Raw genomic sequence first — 18,579 nt, forward strand, 5'->3', positions numbered from 1 at the left:
TCCATGCCGCATTGTTGGGCAAGACGGCGAGTAACTCAAATCGCGCTGGCGGCGGATCGCCCTAGCCGCGCATGCGGGTCACGGCGCGCTGGTACTGGACTGGCCAGCCCGCCGCGGCCGCCTCGAGCTCGGCGGCGGCGCGCAGCGGCCAATAGGGATCGCGCAGCAGGGCGCGTGCCAGCAGGATCAGGTCGGCATCGCCGCGTTCCAGGATGCCCTCGGCCTGGCGGGCATCGGTGATGCCGCCCACCGCCGCCGTGGCGATGCCGGCGTCCCGGCGTATCGCGCTGGCCAGGGGAACCTGGAAGCCCGGTTCTCCGCTGCCCTGCGACCCCGGCTGGATGGATCCGCTGGAACAGTCGACCAGATCCACGCCCACTGCCTTGAGCCGCTGCGAGAGGCAGATGGATTGGGCCAGGTCCCAGCCGCCGTCCAGCCAGTCGGTGGCGGACAGCCGCACGAACAAGGGCAGCTCGGGCGGCAGGCTTTCGCGGACGGCGGCGGCGACCCGCAAGGGCGCGCGGATGCGGCCTTCGAAGTCGCCGCCGTAGGCATCGCGCCGCAGATTGGCCAAGGGGGACAGGAACTGGTGCATGAGGTAGCCATGGCCCATGTGCAGTTCGACGACTCGCATGCCGATCGCGACGGCGCGGCGCGCCGCGTCGGCGAATGCGTCCACGACGCCGGCGATGTCGGTCTCGGACATCTCGCGCGGCAGCGGATAGCCGTCGGCAAAGGGCAGGGCGCTGGGCGCCATGACCGGCCAGCCGCCACGCCCGGGCGGGATGCCGGCCTTGCCCTCCCAGGGACGGCTGGTCGAACCCTTGCGGCCCGCGTGGGCGAGCTGGATGCCCGGTACCGCTCCCTGTTCGGCGATGAATCCCGCGATGGGGGCCAGCGCCCGGGCCTGGGCTTCATTCCAGATGCCCAGGTCGCCCGGGCTGATGCGTCCGTCGGCGGTGACCGCGGCGGCTTCCAGCAGCACCAGGCCGGCGCCTCCCACCGCGCGGCTGCCCAGGTGCACCATGTGCCAGGCAGTGGCCAGGCCATCCACGCACGAATACTGGCACATGGGCGCGACGCCGATGCGGTTGGGCAGGGTGATGCCGCGCAGCGGCAGCGGGGAGAACAGGCGGGGGTTCGCGGGGGGCATGCTCATGCGGCCATTCATTCGATGCTGACGTGTGCTTCTTGTACCACCTCGCGCCACTTGGCGGTTTCGCTCGCCATGTAGGCACCGAAATCGGCGGCCTTGCCGCCGCGTGGCTGCAGGCCCATGTCGGCGAACCGGCGGCGCAACCCTTCGGTGGCAAGGGCGCGGTTGACGGCGCCGTTGAGCGTGGCGACGACCGCCTCGGGCGTGCCGCGCGGCGCCACCATGCCGTACCACGGCGTGACGTCGTAGCCTGGCACGCCGGCCTGGGCCAGGGTGGGCACGCCGGGCAGCACGTCCACCGGTTCGGGGCTGGTCACGCCCAGCGCGCGCACCTGGCCCGACTGGATGCGCGGCAGCGCCGCGCCCACGCCGTCGATCATCACGGCCACGCGGCCGGGGATCAGGTCGTTGTAGGCCGGCGCCGTTCCCTTGTAGGGCACGTGCGCCATTTTCACGCCCGCCTTGTACAGCAGGACCTCGGTCGCCAGGTGGGCGGAGCTTCCCGCGCCGGCCGAGGCATAGGCGATCTGCCCGGGCCGCGCCCTGGCGGCGGCGAGCAACTCGCCCAGCGTCCGGTAGGGCAACTGGGCGCTGGCCAGCAGCACGTGCGGCGCCACCGCGACCAGGGCCACGGGCGCGAGATCGCGCAGGTTGTCGTAGGGCAGGTTCTTGTGCAGGCTGGCGTTGACGGCCAGCACGCTGAACGGCGCCATCATCAGGGTGTAGCCGTCGGCCGGCGCCTTGGCCACCGCGTCGGCGCCAATGATCCCGCTGGCGCCGGCGCGGTTTTCGACCACGACCGGCTGGCCGAGCTGATGGGCCAGTTCCTCCGCCACCGCGCGGGTCATCAGGTCCAGCGTCGCGCCGGCCGCGAACGGCACGATGATGCGCACGGCACGTTCCGGGTAGGCTGCGGCGGCGGGCAGGGCCGCGGCCAGCAGCAGGCCGCCCAGCAGGTTTTGCGGCATTGTCGGCATGATCTGTCTCCTCTCGGCCGCGACGGAGCGCGGCGCGCCTCGTGGCGGGCGCGGTGGTGGGAATGGCGCGAGGCGGCAGTATAGGCAGCGCCCCGGCGCCCGGACCAGCGGCGGCGGGAGAAAACAGTGTTTCCGGTTTGGTAACTATGAAGCGACGTCTTCCCAGCGCGGCTGGCTGAACCAGCCCTTCAGGAAATCCAGGAAGGTACGCACACGCAGCGGCAGGTTGCGCCGGCTGGGAAAGACCGCGTGGATCTCCAGTTCCGTCGGCTGGTGGTCGGCCAGCACGGCTTCGAGCCGGCCCTGGCGCAGGTCCTCGGACACCATGTAGATCGGGTGCATGGAGATGCCGTGGCCCAGCAGGGCGGCATGCCGCAGGGGTTCGCCGAAGTTGGCGCGTATGGTCCCGCCCACCCTGACCGTCACCTTGCCGCCGGGGCCCTGGAAGGACCAGGCATTGGTGGGCGATTTCAGCGCGTGCACCATGCAGTCATGGCGCGCGAGGTCCTCGACCGATGCCGGGCGGCCGCGCCGGGCCAGGTACGAGGGCGATGCCACCAGCACCTGCGGCACCCTGGCCAGCCGGTGCGAGACCTGGCTCGTATCCTTCAGCGAGGAGGCGATGCGCACCGACATGTCCAGCCCTTCGCCGACCAGGTCGGTGCGGCCGTCGTCCAGGTACATCACCACGCGTATGTCGGGGTGCGCGGCCGAGAACGCGGTGATCACCGGTACCAGGTGGAACGCGCCGAACGAGGGGGGCGTGCCCACGCGCAACATGCCCTTGGGCTCCTTGACCGAGCGGCGCACGGCGGTTTCCACGCCTTCCATGTGTTCCAGCAGGTCGCGGCCGTTCTCCAGCAGCGCGAGGCCGGATTCGGTCAGGCTCACGCTCTTGGTGGTGCGCTGGAGCAACTGGACGCCCAGCTCGCGCTCCAGCCAGGCGACGTGTTTGGTGACATTGCCCTTGGCCATGCCGAGCCGCTGGGCGGCGCCGGAAAAACTCAGGCCCTGGGCGACTTCGATGAACACCTCGATGCAGCGCAGCTTGTCCAATTTGTCTCCCGCTCGGGTATGAGTCTGTTTTCGTTATGGAAACGATGATTTCCCGGTTGGATTCTATCGCGACCCTGGCGGCGTCGATACACTGCGACCGCATCGCCAATGCCCGCTGCTCATGAGCATGACCCCAGGCCTTTCCCCTTTTCCCCGTCCCGCGGCTTTCCAGTCGCACGCTTCGCTGACGCGCGTGGTGTTCCGGCCGGGCGCGGTGGACGAGGCCGGACCGGAGCTGGCACGGCTGGGAGGGCGGCGCCCGCTGGTTCTGGCCAGCCGCCGGTCGCGAGCCATGCCGCAATACGGCCGCCTCGTGGATGCGCTGGGCGCGTCCGCCGCCCAGAGCATCGATGTGCCGCCGCATTCCTCGATTGAAACCGTCGAGCGGGTGGCGCGGGACATCGGGCGCCACGATGCCGATTGCCTGGTTGCTTTCGGCGGGGGCAGCGTCATCGACACCGCGAAGGCGGCCGCGCTGCTGGTTGCCGAGGGTGGGGAACTGGCGCGGCACGCGACCCGTTCCACACCTCCCGGCACGGTGCATGTCCCGGCGCTGCGGCGCCCGAAGCTGCCCATTCTTGCCGTGCCGCTGACTGCGTCGGGCGCGGAGATGACGCCCTCGTTCGGCATCGCGCACGGGGCCGGCAAGTTGCTGTTCTGGGACGAACGCTGCGCCTGCCGCGTGGTGTTGCTGGACCCGGACTTGAATCTCGGGATACCCGCGCGGATCGTGCTCGATACCGGCATGAACGGCCTCGCGCATTGCCTGGAGGGGCTGTATTCCGGCCAGCGGTCTCCTTTCAGCACGGCACTGGCGCTGGACGGCCTGGCACGCTTCGCGGCGGCGCTGCCGGCCGTGGCCGAACGTCCCGGCGACGTCCAGGCGCGCGCCGATCTGCTGATCGCCGCCAATCTGGCGGGCATCGTGCTGGCGTCGGCGCGCAGTTGCCTGCATCACGCGCTCTGCCATGTGCTGGGCAGCCGCTGCGGCGTCGCGCACGGAGCGGCCAACGCGGTGATGTTGCCGCACGTGGCGGACTACAACCTGCCGGCCGCGAGCGCCGAACTGGCCATGGCGGCCGGCGCGCTCAGCGGAGGGCGCGAGACCCGGCCCGAAGCGGTGGCCGTCAGGCTGCGGGCCTTGCAGCGGGCGGTGGGCGCGCCGTCGCGGCTGCGCGATCTGGGCGTGGCGGCCGAGGCGCTGCCCGAGGTGGCGCGGGAGGCGCTGGGAGAACGAGGGCTGGCGTTCAACCCTCGCCGGGTGGCCGGCGTGGACGAATTGCGTCAGTTGCTGGAGGCCGCCTGGTAGCGGCGCAGGATGATCGCACTCATGGAGGAAGGAATGATCAAGGTGGTGGAAAGCGGCCAGAGCCTGGGCGCGCGTATCGAGAACCTGGACCTGTCCCGTCCGCTGGACGATGCGCAGTTCCGGCAGGTCGAGCAGTTGCTGGGGCGACATGGCGTGTTGAGTTTCCCCGGGCAGGACCTGACTCCCGCGCACTTGCGGTCTTTCGCGGCGCGGTTCGGCACGCTGGAGGTCAACGTGGCCAACAGCTACCAGGAGCCGGGCATGCCCGAAGTCATGATCCTGTCCAACATGGTGGAGGACGGCAAGCCAGTGGGGCTGGCCGATGCCGGGCAGGACTGGCATACCGACATGTCCTACAGCAAGACGATCGCGTTCGCCAATATCCTGTACGGGATCCGTATTCCCGTGCGCGACGGCGAGCCGCTGGGCTGCACCGAGTTCAGCAACATGCACGCCGCCTACGACACGTTGCCCGAGGACCTGAGGCAGCGGCTGGATGGCATGACCGTCCTGCACGACTTCAACAAGTTCTGGGAAATGATGCGCCGGGAAAAGGGCAGCCAGCGTCCGCCGCTGACCGAGGCGCAGCGCCGCGCCAGGCCGCCCGTCTCGCACCCCGTTTTCCTGACCCATCCCATTACCGGCCGCAAGGTGCTGTACGCCAACCCGGGGTACGCGGTGCGCATCAACGAGTTGCCCGAACATGAAAGCGACCAGGTCCTGGCCTTCCTGTTCGCCCACCAGTTGCAGCCCGGGTTTCGCTATCGCCATCGCTGGGCGGTGAGCGACGTGCTGATGTGGGACAACATGGGCACCATCCACAACGCCGTGGCCGACTATGGCCCGGACGAGCCACGTTTGATCAAGCGCTGCCAGGTCATGGCCGACCGCTATTTCGGCGCGGTGGCGTGAGCATGGCGCGGGTGGAACGATAGCAACAACCAGGAGGAGACCTCATGAAAAAGATATCGACACTGTTGCTGGCGGCCATGTTGGCGGCCGCCGCGGGATCGGCCGCCGGCGCCTATCCCGACCGGCCCATACGCATGATCGTCGGCTTCGCCGCCGGTGGGCCCACCGATGTGATCGCCCGGGTGCTGGCGCAGGAAATGACGCGCTCGCTGGGGCACCCCGTGGTGGTGGAGAACAAGGCGGGCGCCAACTCGCTGATCGCCACGCGCGAGGTCGCCGCGGCCGGGGCGGATGGATACACGGTGCTGTTCGCCTCGCTGTCGCACAACGTCAACTGGCTCCTGCTGGGCGCCAAGGCCGGCTACGATCCGCTGAAGGACTTCGCGCCGGTTTCCAACGCGGCGTCGCTGCCCATGGTCGCGGTCACCGCCTACCCGTCGCCGATCCAGTCCATGAAGCAGTTGATCGAGCAGGCACGCGCCAGGCCGGACACCATCAGCTACGGCTCGGCGGGTAACGGCGGGTCGGCCCACCTGGCGGGCGCGATGCTGTCGACCATGGCCCACGCGCGCATGATCCACGTGCCGTTCCGAGGCAACGGTCCGGCGCTGACCGAGGTCATGGCGGGGCGCGTCTCGTTCATGTTCTATCCCATCATCGGCGTGGCCGCCAACGTCCAGGAAAAGCGCCTGAAGGTGCTGGCGGTGGGAACGCCGCAGGCCAGCGCCGAGTTTCCCGGCGTGCCCACGATGGCCGAGGTCGGCTTCCCCGACTTCCAGGACACCGCGCCATGGGTAGGACTGCTGGCGCCCGCCGGCACGCCGCAGCCGGTCGTGCAGAAGCTGAACCAGGCCATGGTCGACGCGCTGCGCCAGCCCGACGTGCGAAAGCGCCTGAAGGAGCTGGGGGCGGAGGTCATCGGCGATACGCCGGAGGCGTTCGGCAAGTTCCTGGTCCAGGACCAGAAGCGCTGGGCCGAGGTGATCAAGGCCGCCGGCATCACGGCGGAATAGGCGCGGGGCCATGACCGGATCGCCACGCGCCTACAGTATCGAAGACCTGCGCCGCGCGTCGCGGCGCCGCCTGCCTCGCGCCATGTTCGATTTCTTCGACGGCGGCGCCGAGGACGAACTGACGCTGGCCGACAATTGCGCGGCCTTCCGGCGCGTGCGGCTGGCGCCGCGCGCGCTGGTCGACGTCTCTCGGGTGGATACGGGCGCGCAAGTGTTGGGCGCCCCGTCCAGCCTGCCGCTCGCCGTCGCGCCCACCGGTGCGGTCGGATTCGGCCGCCGTGGCGGCGACATCGCCATCGCCCGCGCCGCCGCCCGGGCGGGCGTGCCGTATACGCTGTCGACCTCGGCTACCGCCTCGATCGAGCAGATCGCCGATGCCGCGCCGGGGCGCCTGTGGTTCCAGGCCTACATCCTGCGCCACCGGCCGCTGCTGGAGTCGCTGATCGCCCGCGCGCGGGCGGCGGACTACGAAGGCCTGATGATCACGGTCGACCTGCCCGTGGGCGGCAAACGCGAGCGCGACTTCCGCAATGGCCTGTCCTTCCCGTTCCACTACACCGCGCGCAACCTGTGCGACTTCGCCAGCCGGCCGGCCTGGGCGCTGGACATGCTGTGCCGCGGCCTGCCCGTGATGGAAAGCCTGAAAGGCCTGGAGGCGCCCGGCGCCGATGCCACCCGCCTGGCCTCGTCCGTGGGCCGCAGCTACGATCCCTCATTCGACTGGGCACGCCTGGAGGCCCTGCGCGACCAGTGGCCGCGCAAGCTCATCGTCAAGGGCGTGCTGCGCCCGGACGACGCCGACAGGCTGGCGCGCATGGGCTGTGACGCCGTGGTCGTGTCGAACCACGGTGGCCGGCAACTGGACGGCGCCGCCGCGACACTGGACGCGTTGCCGGGCGTGGCGCAGGCGGCCGCCGGCCGCATGGAAGTAATGGTGGACGGCGGCGTGCGGCGCGGCGGCGACATCCTGAAGGCGCTGGCGCTGGGCGCCAACGCCGTGCTGGTGGGGCGGGCCACGCTGTGGGGCGCGATCGCCGCGGGCGAGGCGGGCGCCACCCGTGCGCTGGACATCCTGCGCGAGGAATTCCAGCGCGGCATGCAGCTTTGCGGCGCGCGTCAGGTGGCGGAAATCGGTCCGGATCTGCTGTTCGGGGCGCCACGCACGTATCAAAAAAATACGGTATAGTTGCGGTCTGCACGTGGGGCGGTAGCTCAGCTGGGAGAGCGTCGCGTTCGCAATGCGAAGGTCGGGAGTTCGATCCTCCTCCGCTCCACCAAGGTTTCATTCAAAAACGACGTACTGCATCTTGCGATGCGGGCGTCGTTTTTGTTTTGGGCGAGCTCTGATTCAATGTAATGCCTATGAGACATTAAATGGGTTTCTCCTTCTAATGTCTCGAATAAGGGACATGGCTTGCGATGGTGTAGTGTTCCATATACGATTCATTATCTAGGATTTTGCCAATAATGTTCCGGATATAGAACATGAACCTTGCCGAGCTGGGAGAAGCCTTCCGTAGTGCCCGCATGGCGGCCGATCTGACTCAACAGCAGGTCGCCGAGATGAGCGGCGTGGCGCGCGGCCGCATCAGCATGTTCGAGACGGGGGCATTGCCCGAAATCGGCGCCGTCAAGATGCTGAGCCTTTTCGATGCCGTGGGGCTGGAGTTGATCGCGCGTCGGCCAGGGCATCAGCGCACGCTCGACGACGTCCTGGCCGAGTCTGCCGAGGCGGGCGATATCCCCGCGCGCCAGCGGGTGCGCAAGCGTTCCGCGCGCGGTCCGAAAGCAACGAAGAGCCAGCCATGAGCCGCGCGACGCTCGATGTCCATGTGAGCGGCGAACTGGTGGGAACGCTTACCGAGGAAGCGGCCCGGTATGTCTTCGGCTACCTTCCCGACGTGCCGCCGAATCGCTTTGTTTCGCTGCTCATGCCGGTGCGCGCGGCGTCGTACGACTGGAAGACGCTGCATCCCTTCTTCCAGATGAATCTGCCCGAGGGGTTCAAGAAGGATCTGATGATCCGCCGTCTGGGCCCGCATGCCGACGTCAGCGATTTCGGCCTGCTTGCGCTGACGGGCGCCAACACGATCGGACGCGTCCAGGTGGTGCCGCGAGGTGCCACGCTTGCCGCGGCCTCCAGCAAGGCCGACATGGCGGGATTGCTCGCGTCGGCCAATTCGCGGGAAAACCTGCTGCGGCTGTTGGAAGGCGGGGTGGCGGAAGGGGTGTCCGGCGTCATGCCCAAGGCGCTCGTGCGGCCCGAGGACAGGGCGACGGTCTGGACGGACGAGTTCATCCTGAAGACGGGTTTCGACGATCTGCCGGGACTCGCGATCAACGAGTTCCTTTGCCTGGAAGTCGCTCGCGCGGCCGGCCTCGAGGTGCCCGAGGCACGGCTGTCCGCCGACGGGCAGGTACTGGCGGTACGACGCTTCGACCGTACCGCCGACGGCCGGATGCTGGCGGTCGAGGATTACTGCGCGCTCAAGCCCAATGACGCCGTCAACAAGTACAAGGGGACGCTGGAGGATCTGGCCAGGCTTACCCGTGCCTACGTGCCGCGCGCGGCATTCAGGGATGCGGCACGCCGCCTCTATGCGTTGATATTGCTGAACTACGCCGTCCGCAATGCCGATGCGCATCTGAAAAATTTCGCGCTGGTCTATACCGGCGTCGATGATGTCCGGCTGGCGCCGGTCTACGACGTCCTGAGCAGCACCGTCTATCCGAGATTCGCGACGAGCCTGCCTGCGCTGCCCTTGCAGGGCAAGCGCGTGTGGGCGTCGGGCAGCATGCTGGCGATCTACGGGGCCACGTGGCTGGGCCTGAGCAAGGCGGACATGGACGAAGCGCGCGAACGGATCACGCAAGCCGTGCACGGGATCGCGCCGATGATCACCGACCATGCCGCGCGCTACCCGGGCTTTCGCGATGTCGCGCAGGGCATGCTGGCCGCCTGGGGTACCGGGCTGGCCGATATCAGGCCCGACGCCAAGCCTGGAAAAACCGTTCCCGTTTCATTGCGCGGATAGGCGCGGGGCACGCCTCGCACCATATCCTTCAATGCGGCTTGACCGCCACCTTCAGCACATTGTCCCGCTGGTTGGCGAACAGCTCGTAGGCCGCCACGATGTCGTCGAGCTTGAACTCGTGGGTCACCAGCAGCCCCAGGTCCAGGCGCCCGGATTCCAGCACGTTGATCAGCCGCCGCATCCGTTCCTTGCCGCCCGGGCACAGCGCGGTGTTGATCTTGTGGTCGCCCAGGCCGGCGGCGAAGGCCGACAGGGGCAGGGTCAGGTCCTCGGAATAGACGCCCAGGCTGGACAGGGTGCCGCCGGGCTTGAGCACGCGTAGCGCGGACGCGAACGTCGACTGGGTGCCCAGGGCCTCGATCGAGGCATCCACGCCGCGGCCACCGGTCAGTTTCATGATCTCGTCCACCACGTCGCACTCCCGGAAATTCAGGGCGACGTCCGCCCCCAGCTTGCGCGCGATGTCCAGCCGGTGCGGGTTGCCGTCGATGGCGATGATGGTCGTCGCGCCCGACAGCCGGGCGCCGGCGGTGGCGCACAGGCCGATGGGGCCCTGGGCGAACACGGCCACGACGTCGCCGATGCGGATGTTGGCGTTCTCGGCGCCCTTGAAGCCGGTGGACATGATGTCCGGGCACATCAGCACCTGTTCGTCGGTCAGTCCGTCGGGGATGGGGGCGAGGTTGGCCTGGGCATCGGGTACCAGCACGTATTCCGCCTGGGTGCCGTCGATGAGGTTGCCGAAACGCCAGCCGGCGGTCGCCTTGTAGCCGTGGCAGCCGCACAGTCCCTGCGGGACCAGGTAGCTGCCGTCCTGCGACGGAACGCCATCCTGCGCGGCATAGGAGTTGAAGTTCGGGCAGATGGCGCCGGCGATGACGCGCTGGCCTTCCCGGTAGCCGGTCACGGCGCTGCCGAGTTTCTCGATCACGCCCACCGGTTCGTGGCCCACGGTCAGGCCGGGGGCGACGGGGTATTCGCCTTTCAGTATGTGGATGTCGGTGCCGCAGATGGTCGTGGTGGTGATGCGGACCAGGGCGTCGTTCGGGCCCACGCCGGGAATGGGCTTGTCCGCGATCTCGATGCGCCCGGGCGCGACGAATACGGCGGCTTTCATCATGGCAGTCATCGTTCGGCCTCCTGGAGGGGATGGGTTGGGAACCGTCGTTGCAGCATGCCTGCTAGAAGCATTACACAGGAGATCCGGGACGGGTTGATTGATCCAGGTCATCCGCGGCCGTCATGGAGGAAACAAGGGGTTACCCCGGTCATCGGCAATATGCTTAAAACCCCTGTTCATAAGATGCGTCCAATTTCGCCTTACTGCCCGCTAATCCGCATAAAATCTGAGGTTTACGTCCGGCGGCCAGTCACGGTTTGGTAAACTGGCCCGACTATCTAGATGGGATCCGACAGGACATGGCCGCTTTCAATACCGAACGCGTCACGAGCGTTCACCACTGGAACGAGACGCTTTTCAGCTTCAAGACCACGCGCGATCCCGCGCTGCGTTTCCACAACGGCCACTTCGTCATGATCGGGCTGGAAGTCGAAGGCAAGCCGCTGATGCGCGCCTACAGCATCGCCAGCGCCAACTACGAGGAACATCTCGAGTTCCTGAGCATCAAGGTGCCCAACGGCCCGCTCACCTCGCGCCTGCAGCACCTGAAGGAAGGCGATTCCATCCTGGTCAGCCGCAAGCCGGTCGGCACCCTGGTGGTGGACGACCTGCTGCCCGGCAAGAACCTGTACCTGTTCGGCACGGGTACGGGCCTGGCCCCCTTCATGAGCATCATCAAGGATCCCGACGTCTACGAGCGCTTCGAGAAAGTGGTGCTGGTGCACGGCGTGCGCTGGGTCAGCGAACTGGCCTATTCGGACTACATCGGCAGCGAACTGCCAGGCAACGAATACTTCGGCGACATGGTGCGCGACAAGCTGATCTATTACCCCACGGTCACGCGCGAGCCCTTCCGCAACCAGGGCCGCATCACCGATCTCCTGACCAGCGGCAGGCTGGCGGCCGACATCGGGCTGCCCCCCATCAATCCCGAGCACGACCGCGCCATGCTGTGCGGCAGCCCGCACATGCTGGCCGACGTCACCGCCATCCTGGACGGCCTGGGCTTCAAGGCGTCCGAGCACACCGGCCATGCCGGGGACTACGTGGTCGAGCGCGCTTTCGTGGAAAAGTGAGCCGGGGCCTGCCGTCTGCCAGCAATGAAAAACGGGGCCGCGAGGCCCCGTTTTCTTGCCTGGCGGATCAGTGCACCAGCCGGCCCGATTCGGCCAGTTCGCGGATGCGCTGGACCGTGTCCATGTCGGCGGCGATGTAGGCCTGCTTGCGCAGGGCCACGACGGTTTCGTCCAGCTCGCTGTGGCCTTCCTGCAGGTCCAGCTCGTAGATGAAGCGCAGGAACAGCACGTCCGGCCCGGGTTCCTCGATACGGACCGTGGCCTCGCTGCGGGGCCACAGGTCGGTGGCGGCGGCCAGCACCTTGACCTGCATCATGGGCGTCAGCGTGACCTCGTCGTGGACCTGGAAGGGCCCGAAGTCGAGCACGCGCCTGAGCACGGTGTGCTCCTGTCCGACGGTTTCCGCCTCGATGGTGCAGCTTTCCAGCCCCATGACGAATTCCGTGGGCTCGTGGGCCCGGATGAACAGCCCGCGCCAGATCTGCTCGCGCGTGAGCGGCGTGAGCAGGGGGACGAGCGGGTCGTTGATCTGGATGAGGTGTTCGAAGCGAAGCATGGAGAGCGCGGTTTCCGGGAGATTCCCCTAAGGATACCGCGCTCCGGCGTGCCCGGCGCCCTAGTCGATCAGCATGGGCAGGACCATCAACTGCTGGCCGTTGATGTGCATGCGCCGCTGCAGCGAGTTGATCGCCTGGTTGTGCAGCAGGCGGGTGACGAAATTCTCGCGCTTGAACACCAGCTTGCTGGCGAAGACGATGGTGTTGGGATATTCCTGCAGGATTTCGGTGATCTGCTTTTCCAGGGTCTGCACGGCATCGGTGCCGAATCCCAGGCGGCTGGTCGCGGCCATGCCGTAGCTGTTGCAGAAGCGTTCGAAAAATTTCAGCGAAGTGGTGGCCTGCAGCTTCATCGCCTCCATCGCTTCCGGGCCGCCGTAGACCTGAGCGTCCACCGTCCGGGCGTTGATGAAGATGAAGTTCTTGAAGTGGTCGGGGAACATGCGCTGCACCCACAGCAGCGCATGCAGGCCCCCGCCGCGGCTGGAGCCGACCAGGAACGCGGCCGTGGGCGCGTAGGGGTCGAGCGCGGGCGGCGAGCAGTCCGAGCCGAACGCCTGGTCGGCGAAGATGTCGTCGATCGCGGCGATGCGGCGCCGCGTTTCCCGGTAGTGCGACCGTATCCCCAGGCAGATGAAAATCAGCACGCTCGTGATGAGCAGCGTGGCCCAGCCGCCCTCGAAGAATTTCTCGACGATGGTAACGACCAGGATGGAGCTGGTAATGGTGACGGCCACCAGCGACAGGGCGAGCCGCTGGCGCCAGTGCTTCTTGTGCAGGGGCTTGTGGCGGTTCCGTATCCAGTACAGCGACAGCCCCGCCAGCGATAGCGTGAAGGTCAGGAAGACGTTGATCGAATACAGCACCACCAGGACGGAGACCTTGCCCCCGGTCAGCAGCAGGATGGCGAAGGCGGCGATGCCCATCAGCAGGATGCCGTTCTCGGTGACCAGCCGGTTCGACAGGTAGCGGAAACGGTGCGGCATCCAGGAGTCGGCGGCCATGTTGGACAGCACCGAGGGGCCACCCAGGAAGCCGGTGTTGGCGGCCACGAACAAGAGGCCTGCCTCGAAGGCCAGGACCACGGTCAGCGCCACGAACAGGTCGCTGCCGTCGAAGCCCATTTCGCCGAGGACGTTGCCGAACACGACAGCGTTCAGCGTCTGGCCTTCCACCGGCGTCGCGTTCCACAGCAGGTACAGCAGGATGATGCCGCCGGCGGTGAAGGCCAGGCTGATGGCCATCAACAGCATGGTTGCCTTGCCGGTGTGGACCACCGGCTCGGCCAGGCGGTCGACGTTGTTGGAGACCGCCTCGATCCCGGTATAGGTGCCGCCGCCCAGCGAGTAGGCCTTCAGGAAGACCGCGAGCACGAAGAACCAGCCGGCTTCCTGGGAAAATTCGCGCACCTCCCGGATCGTGTCGGGAATCAGGAGCGGCAGGCCTTCGGCGTGCGCGAAGATGCCCCAGGCGATCAGGATGGCGTGCGTGACCACGAAGCCGACGAAGATGGGCAGGAGGACCTTGATGCTTTCCTTGGCGCCCCGCAGGTTCAGCCATGTCAGCAGGAGCACCATCACACAGGCGGTCCACAGCTTGGACGTCTGCCAGCCTGGCGGCAGCAGCGAGAACAGCGCATCGGTGCCGCTGGCCACGGAAATGGCGATGGTCAGCACGTAGTCCACGATCAGCGCCGAGCCCGAGACGAGGCCGGCCGTGGGGCCGAGCAGCGCGGTCGATACCCGGTATCCGCCGCCGCCGGTGGGGAACAGCTCGATGACCTGGTTATAGGCCAGTGCGACGACGAACACCGTGATGGCGGTCGCGATGGCCAGGAACAGGGCGAGGTGGGTATGGGTGCCCAGGGCGCGGAATGCCTCCTCCGGGCCGTAGGACGAGGAGGACAGGCCGTCCGCGCCCAGTCCCACCCAGGCCAGGAAGGCCGCCAGCGCGAGGGAATGCCGGGTGTCCGGGGACAGCGGGTCCCGGGCCTTGCCCAGCAGACGCTCGCGCCATGAGGTTGCTTTCATACGAAGGGATTCCTGCTGCCTGGGGGTCGAATGTCTTCTTGATTGCGCGGCGCGCAGCGTACGCTTTTGGAGGGATTCGCGCTTTGAAGGCCATTCTAGCAATAGGGGAAATTGTTACCCTGTCTCTGGGCAGGCACTATGGCAAACGAATTTCTGATAGCTTTACGCATAGGCGCCCATGGGCGCGGATCCCCTTATCCATCGAGGCAAGCATGAGCAAGCAGATCATCCACACCGACGCCGCGCCGGCGGCCGTCGGTCCGTATTCCCAGGCAGTGGCCGTGCCCGCTTCCGGCAAGACCGTCTATCTGTCGGGTCAGATCGGCCTGATTCCCGCCTCCGGCCAGTTGGAAACGGGCAGTTTCGAGGCGCAGGTGCGCCAGGCTTTCGCCAACATGGAAGCGGTGGTGCGCCAGGCGGGTGGCACGCTGGACCAGGTCGTCAAGCTGACCTTGTTCCTGACCGACCTGTCCAAGTTCGGCACGGCCAACGACATCATGGCGCAGTTGATTCCCCAGCCTTTCCCGGCCCGCTCCACGGTGGGCGTGGCGGCCTTGCCCAAGGGGGCGGAGTTCGAGGTCGAGGCGATCCTGGTCATCTGATCCTGGCCGATACATGAGCGCGCGCCCCGCCGCCCAGGACGAAAGCGAGCTGACGCCGCAGCAGCGCAAGATGCGCAAGCTCGGGCTGCGCGTCGCGGACGACTTCGTCCTGCACCTGCCCATCCGCTACGAGGACGAGACGCAGCTGACGCCGATCAAGCGGCTGCTGCCGGGCATGTGGGCGCAGGTCGAGGGCGTGGTGACGCGCTGCGAGGTCGCCTATCGTCCGCGGCGCCAACTGGTGGCGGCGATCGAAGACGACACCGGCGAACTCGCGCTGCGCTACCTGAACTTCTATCCCAGCCAGCAGAAACAGCTGGCGGTGGGGCGCCGCATCCGCGCGCGGGGCGAGGCGCGCGGCGGTTTCTTCGGCATGGAGATGGTGCACCCGCGCACCACGGTCGCCGATGGAGATACCCCCTTGCCCGATCGCCTGACGCCGGTCTATCCCACTACCGAGGGGCTGCCCCAGGCCACGCTGCGCAAGGCCATCGCCGCGGCGCTGGAGCGGGCGGACCTGCGCGATACGCTGCCGGAGGCGCTGCTGCAACGCTATGGTCTGATGCCGTTCGGCCAGGCCGTGCGCCTGTTGCACGCGCCGCCGCCCGACGTGGCCACGCAGCCCCTGGTCGATCGCGCGCATCCGGCCTGGCTGCGCATCAAGTTCGACGAGCTGCTGGCCCAGCAACTGTCGCTGGCGCGGGCGCGCGCCGCCCGGCTGGACAAACGGGCGCCGCCGCTGGCGCGTTCGACCGCGGCCGATGGGCTGGTGGCGCGGCTGCTGCGCGCGCTGCCGTTCGAGCTGACCGGCGCCCAGCAGCGGGTGCGCGACGAAATCGCCGCCGATCTGACCCGGCCGCATCCCATGCAGCGGCTGCTGCAGGGAGACGTGGGCAGCGGCAAGACGGTGGTGGCGGCGCTGGCCGCCGCGCAGGCCATCGACAACGGCTACCAGGCGGCGTTGATGGCGCCCACCGAGATCCTGGCCGAACAGCATTTCCGCAAGCTGGTGGGCTGGCTGGAGCCGTTGGGCGTGAAAGTGGCCTGGCTGACGGGCAGCCTGACGCCCAAGGGCCGGCGCGAGGCGGCCGCGCTGATAGAGAGCGGCGAGGCGCCGCTGGCGGTGGGCACGCAGGCGCTGATCCAGCAGCATGTGCAGTTCGCGCGGCTGGGCCTGTCCATCGTCGACGAACAGCATCGCTTCGGCGTGGGCCAGCGGCTCGCGCTGCGCAACAAGGGCGGCGAGGACGAGGTGTTTCCCCACCAGTTGATGATGTCCGCCACGCCCATTCCCCGCACGCTGGCGATGACGTTCTTCGCCGACCTGGATGTCTCGGTCATCGACGAGTTGCCGCCGGGCCGGGTGCCGGTCATCACCAAGCTGCTGTCGGACACGCGCCGCGACGAGGTGGTCGCGCGCATCCACGAGGCTGCCCGGACCGGCCGCCAGGTGTACTGGGTGTGCCCGCTGGTCGAAGAGAGCGAGACGCTGGAACTGCAGACCGCCGTCGATACCTTCGAGACGCTGCGGCAGGCGCTGCCGGAGCTGCGCGTGGGCCTGGTGCACGGCAGGCTGCCGACCGCGGAGAAGGCGGCGGTCATGCAGGCCTTCAAGGACGGCGATCTCGACCTGCTGGTGGCGACCACCGTGATCGAGGTCGGCGTCGACGTGCCCAATGCCTCGTTGATGGTGATCGAGCACGCCGAACGCTTCGGCCTGGCGCAGTTGCACCAGTTGCGCGGCCGGGTAGGGCGGGGCGCGGCCGAGTCGGTTTGCGTGCTGTTGTATCAGGCGCCGCTGTCGCTGGTCGCCAAGGCGCGGCTGCGGACCATGCACGAAACCACCGACGGGTTCGAGATCGCGCGGCGCGACCTGGAGCTGCGCGGGCCCGGCGAGTTCCTGGGCGTACGGCAGTCGGGCCTGGCGCTGATGCGGTTCGCCGACCTGGATGCCGACCTGGAGATTGCCGAACAGGCGCATGAAGCCGCCGCCGAATTGCAGGCGCGCGCGCAAGACGTGGTGTCCGCCCACCTGGCGCGATGGATGCGCGGGCGGGAGGATTTCCTCAAGGCTTGAAAAGAGGCGAGAGATGACCCTGACTGAACTGAAATACATCGTGGCGGTGGCGCGGGAGCGGCATTTCGGCCGTGCCGCCGAGGCCTGTTTCGTCAGCCAGCCCACGCTTTCGGTGGCCATCCGCAAGCTGGAGGACGAGCTGGGCGTGACGCTGTTCGAGCGGGGCGGCACCGAAGTGGGCGTGACCCCCATCGGCGAGCGCATCGTGGCCCAGGCCCAGAAAGTGCTGGAAGAGAGCGCGAACCTGAAGGAGATCGCCAAACAAGGCCATGATCCGCTGTCCGGCGCGCTGCGGGTGGGCGTCATCTATACCATCGGTCCCTACCTGCTGCCGCAACTGGTGCCCAGGCTGATCGAGATCGCGCCGCAGATGCCGCTGCTGCTGCAGGAGTATTTCACCGTGCGGCTGCTGGAGCTGCTGCGCCAGGGCGAGATCGACTGCGCCATCATGGCCCTGCCGCTGCCCGACGCCGGGCTGACCATCCAGCCGCTGTACGACGAGCCCTTCGTGGTGGCCGTGCCCAAGGGCCATCCGCTGGCCAGCCGCAGCCGCGTCAATGCCGAAGAACTCAAGAGCGAGACCATGCTGCTGCTGGGCACGGGCCATTGCTTCCGCGACCAGGTGTTGGAAGTCTGTCCCGAACTGTCGCGCTTTTCGGCGACCACCGAAGGCATCCAGCGGACCTTCGAGGGGTCGTCGCTGGAGACCATCCGGCACATGGTGGCCTCGGGCATAGGCATCACGGTGCTGCCCATGTCGTCGATCCCGCCGCAGCCCGATGAACGCGATCTGCTGCGCTACATTCCCTTCGAGGACCCCGTGCCCGACCGGCGCGTGGTGCTGGCATGGCGCAAGAGTTTCCCGCGCACGGCAGCCATCGACACCCTGATCGCCGCCATCCACGCCTGTCGGCTGAACGGCGTGGCCATGCTGGATCCCAGCGCGCAGGCGGCCTGAGGCGGATAGCGCTTGTCATGCCGCGATCCATCCCAATCTAGTATCCTGTGACGTCGGTTTCGACTTTGACAAGGAGTCAAGCAATGGTGAAGAAAGCAACTGCCAAGAAACCCGCAAGCAATGGTGGCGCGGCCCGCTCGGCCGCCGGTGCGCTGCGCATCGACATCGGCATCTCCGACAAGGACCGCGCCGCGGTGGCCGGGGGCTTGTCCAAGCTGCTGGCCGATACCTACACGCTGTACCTGATGACGCACAACTTCCACTGGAACGTGACGGGGCCGATGTTCAACACCCTGCATGCCATGTTCATGACCCAGTACACCGACCTGTGGACTTCCATCGATGACGTGGCCGAGCGCATCCGCGCGCTGGGGCACGTCGCGCCGGGCACCTACCGCGAATTCGCCAAGCTCACCACGATCAGCGAACCGGCCGACGTGCCCGAGGCGCTGGAAATGGTGCGCCAGCTGGTGGTGGGGCACGAGGCGGTGGCCAAGACCGCCCGCAACATCCTCAAGGTGGCGGATGCCGCCAGCGACGAGCCGACCGCCGACCTGCTGACCCAGCGCCTGGAGTTCCACGAGAAGACCGCCTGGATGTTGCGCAGCCTGCTGCAATAGGCCTTGGGACCAGGGCGCCGTACGCGGCGCCGGGTCATGGAAATCCCTGCCTCGCGGGCGACGCGGCGCAGGGATTTTTTC

Annotated in this window: 17 protein-coding genes and 1 tRNA gene; 12 read left to right on the top strand and 6 right to left on the bottom strand. The window is 67.7% G+C overall.

Annotation, left to right across the window (positions count from 1 at the left end):
- Positions 1-61: 61 nt before the first annotated feature.
- From AC1Q6E_RS24640 to AC1Q6E_RS24650, 3 genes are all read right to left on the bottom strand, one after another.
- The gene (locus AC1Q6E_RS24640; protein WP_296556517.1) at positions 62-1,159 is read right to left on the bottom strand and encodes an NADH:flavin oxidoreductase/NADH oxidase; all 1,098 of its coding nucleotides are present in this window, start codon (positions 1,157-1,159) and stop codon (positions 62-64) included.
- A gap of 8 nt (positions 1,160-1,167) precedes the next feature.
- Positions 1,168-2,133 (bottom strand): tripartite tricarboxylate transporter substrate binding protein, encoded by a 966-nt coding sequence (locus tag AC1Q6E_RS24645; RefSeq protein WP_152795609.1) that lies wholly within the window; start codon positions 2,131-2,133, stop codon positions 1,168-1,170.
- Positions 2,134-2,277: 144 nt separating this feature from the next.
- Positions 2,278-3,189 (bottom strand): LysR family transcriptional regulator, encoded by a 912-nt coding sequence (locus AC1Q6E_RS24650; protein ID WP_152795611.1) that lies wholly within the window; start codon positions 3,187-3,189, stop codon positions 2,278-2,280.
- Positions 3,190-3,310: 121 nt separating this feature from the next.
- Here AC1Q6E_RS24650 and AC1Q6E_RS24655 point away from each other — a divergent pair, with 121 nt between their 5' ends.
- The 7 genes from AC1Q6E_RS24655 to AC1Q6E_RS24685 all read left to right on the top strand — a co-directional run bounded on the left by AC1Q6E_RS24655 (position 3,311) and on the right by AC1Q6E_RS24685 (position 9,458).
- Positions 3,311-4,498, top strand: a complete 1,188-nt coding sequence (locus tag AC1Q6E_RS24655) for an iron-containing alcohol dehydrogenase family protein (protein ID WP_296556521.1) — start codon at positions 3,311-3,313, stop codon at positions 4,496-4,498.
- A gap of 9 nt (positions 4,499-4,507) precedes the next feature.
- Positions 4,508-5,410, top strand: a complete 903-nt coding sequence (locus tag AC1Q6E_RS24660) for a TauD/TfdA dioxygenase family protein (protein WP_492573727.1) — start codon at positions 4,508-4,510, stop codon at positions 5,408-5,410.
- 44 nt (positions 5,411-5,454) lie between these two features.
- Entirely contained in the window at positions 5,455-6,423 is a 969-nt protein-coding gene (locus AC1Q6E_RS24665) for a tripartite tricarboxylate transporter substrate binding protein (protein ID WP_492573728.1), read from the top strand.
- A gap of 10 nt (positions 6,424-6,433) precedes the next feature.
- Positions 6,434-7,609, top strand: a complete 1,176-nt coding sequence (locus tag AC1Q6E_RS24670) for an alpha-hydroxy acid oxidase (protein ID WP_152795617.1) — start codon at positions 6,434-6,436, stop codon at positions 7,607-7,609.
- A 15-nt stretch (positions 7,610-7,624) separates the two neighbouring features.
- Positions 7,625-7,700 (top strand) — tRNA-Ala (locus tag AC1Q6E_RS24675).
- 208 nt (positions 7,701-7,908) lie between these two features.
- A complete protein-coding gene (locus AC1Q6E_RS24680; RefSeq protein WP_152795619.1) occupies positions 7,909-8,232 on the top strand; it encodes a helix-turn-helix domain-containing protein in 324 nt (107 codons plus the stop codon).
- The gene (locus AC1Q6E_RS24685) at positions 8,229-9,458 is read left to right on the top strand and encodes a type II toxin-antitoxin system HipA family toxin (RefSeq protein ID WP_492573729.1); all 1,230 of its coding nucleotides are present in this window, start codon (positions 8,229-8,231) and stop codon (positions 9,456-9,458) included. The genes AC1Q6E_RS24680 and AC1Q6E_RS24685 overlap by 4 nt, the downstream gene beginning before the upstream one ends.
- Positions 9,459-9,486: 28 nt before the next feature.
- Here the strand turns inward: AC1Q6E_RS24685 and AC1Q6E_RS24690 are convergent, their stop codons facing one another.
- Positions 9,487-10,587, bottom strand: coding sequence for an NAD(P)-dependent alcohol dehydrogenase (locus tag AC1Q6E_RS24690; protein ID WP_152795623.1), 1,101 nt, complete (start codon positions 10,585-10,587; stop codon positions 9,487-9,489).
- Positions 10,588-10,877: 290 nt separating this feature from the next.
- Between AC1Q6E_RS24690 and AC1Q6E_RS24695 the strand changes: the two genes are divergently transcribed.
- A complete protein-coding gene (locus AC1Q6E_RS24695) occupies positions 10,878-11,654 on the top strand; it encodes a ferredoxin--NADP reductase (protein ID WP_152795625.1) in 777 nt (258 codons plus the stop codon).
- 67 nt (positions 11,655-11,721) lie between these two features.
- Here AC1Q6E_RS24695 and AC1Q6E_RS24700 read toward each other — a convergent pair whose 3' ends face one another.
- Positions 11,722-12,210, bottom strand: a complete 489-nt coding sequence (locus tag AC1Q6E_RS24700; RefSeq protein WP_152795627.1) for an SRPBCC family protein — start codon at positions 12,208-12,210, stop codon at positions 11,722-11,724.
- Positions 12,211-12,270: 60 nt separating this feature from the next.
- Positions 12,271-14,241: an APC family permease gene (locus AC1Q6E_RS24705; RefSeq protein ID WP_152795629.1), complete on the bottom strand. Its 1,971-nt coding sequence runs from the start codon at positions 14,239-14,241 to the stop codon at positions 12,271-12,273.
- Between the two features lie 212 nt (positions 14,242-14,453).
- On the opposite strand from AC1Q6E_RS24705, the gene AC1Q6E_RS24710 reads away from it, so the two are divergent.
- From AC1Q6E_RS24710 to AC1Q6E_RS24725, 4 genes are all read left to right on the top strand, one after another.
- A complete protein-coding gene (locus AC1Q6E_RS24710; protein ID WP_152795630.1) occupies positions 14,454-14,843 on the top strand; it encodes a Rid family detoxifying hydrolase in 390 nt (129 codons plus the stop codon).
- A 13-nt stretch (positions 14,844-14,856) separates the two neighbouring features.
- Positions 14,857-16,920 (top strand): ATP-dependent DNA helicase RecG, encoded by a 2,064-nt coding sequence (gene recG, locus AC1Q6E_RS24715; RefSeq protein ID WP_296556541.1) that lies wholly within the window; start codon positions 14,857-14,859, stop codon positions 16,918-16,920.
- Between the two features lie 13 nt (positions 16,921-16,933).
- Positions 16,934-17,878: a LysR substrate-binding domain-containing protein gene (locus AC1Q6E_RS24720; RefSeq protein ID WP_152795634.1), complete on the top strand. Its 945-nt coding sequence runs from the start codon at positions 16,934-16,936 to the stop codon at positions 17,876-17,878.
- An 83-nt stretch (positions 17,879-17,961) separates the two neighbouring features.
- On the top strand, positions 17,962-18,498 hold the full coding sequence (locus AC1Q6E_RS24725) for a Dps family protein (RefSeq protein WP_152795636.1): 537 nt from the start codon (positions 17,962-17,964) through the stop codon (positions 18,496-18,498).
- Positions 18,499-18,579: the final 81 nt, after the last annotated feature.

It is taken from the genome of Pigmentiphaga sp. MLSB6-MA01, assembly GCF_058793475.1.

Bases quoted from the DNA above. Each gene is read 5' to 3' on its own strand.
- AC1Q6E_RS24640 (WP_296556517.1), bottom strand. From the start codon at position 1,159: ATGAGCATGCCCCCCGCGAACCCCCGCCTGTTCTCCCCGCTGCCGCTG.
- AC1Q6E_RS24645 (WP_152795609.1), bottom strand. From the start codon at position 2,133: ATGCCGACAATGCCGCAAAACCTGCTGGGCGGCCTGCTGCTGGCCGCG.
- AC1Q6E_RS24655 (WP_296556521.1), top strand. From the start codon at position 3,311: ATGAGCATGACCCCAGGCCTTTCCCCTTTTCCCCGTCCCGCGGCTTTC.
- AC1Q6E_RS24660 (WP_492573727.1), top strand. From the start codon at position 4,508: ATGATCGCACTCATGGAGGAAGGAATGATCAAGGTGGTGGAAAGCGGC.
- AC1Q6E_RS24665 (WP_492573728.1), top strand. From the start codon at position 5,455: ATGAAAAAGATATCGACACTGTTGCTGGCGGCCATGTTGGCGGCCGCC.
- AC1Q6E_RS24670 (WP_152795617.1), top strand. From the start codon at position 6,434: ATGACCGGATCGCCACGCGCCTACAGTATCGAAGACCTGCGCCGCGCG.
- AC1Q6E_RS24680 (WP_152795619.1), top strand. From the start codon at position 7,909: ATGAACCTTGCCGAGCTGGGAGAAGCCTTCCGTAGTGCCCGCATGGCG.
- AC1Q6E_RS24685 (WP_492573729.1), top strand. From the start codon at position 8,229: ATGAGCCGCGCGACGCTCGATGTCCATGTGAGCGGCGAACTGGTGGGA.
- AC1Q6E_RS24690 (WP_152795623.1), bottom strand. From the start codon at position 10,587: ATGACTGCCATGATGAAAGCCGCCGTATTCGTCGCGCCCGGGCGCATC.
- AC1Q6E_RS24695 (WP_152795625.1), top strand. From the start codon at position 10,878: ATGGCCGCTTTCAATACCGAACGCGTCACGAGCGTTCACCACTGGAAC.
- AC1Q6E_RS24700 (WP_152795627.1), bottom strand. From the start codon at position 12,210: ATGCTTCGCTTCGAACACCTCATCCAGATCAACGACCCGCTCGTCCCC.
- AC1Q6E_RS24705 (WP_152795629.1), bottom strand. From the start codon at position 14,241: ATGAAAGCAACCTCATGGCGCGAGCGTCTGCTGGGCAAGGCCCGGGAC.
- AC1Q6E_RS24710 (WP_152795630.1), top strand. From the start codon at position 14,454: ATGAGCAAGCAGATCATCCACACCGACGCCGCGCCGGCGGCCGTCGGT.
- recG (WP_296556541.1), top strand. From the start codon at position 14,857: ATGAGCGCGCGCCCCGCCGCCCAGGACGAAAGCGAGCTGACGCCGCAG.
- AC1Q6E_RS24720 (WP_152795634.1), top strand. From the start codon at position 16,934: ATGACCCTGACTGAACTGAAATACATCGTGGCGGTGGCGCGGGAGCGG.
- AC1Q6E_RS24725 (WP_152795636.1), top strand. From the start codon at position 17,962: ATGGTGAAGAAAGCAACTGCCAAGAAACCCGCAAGCAATGGTGGCGCG.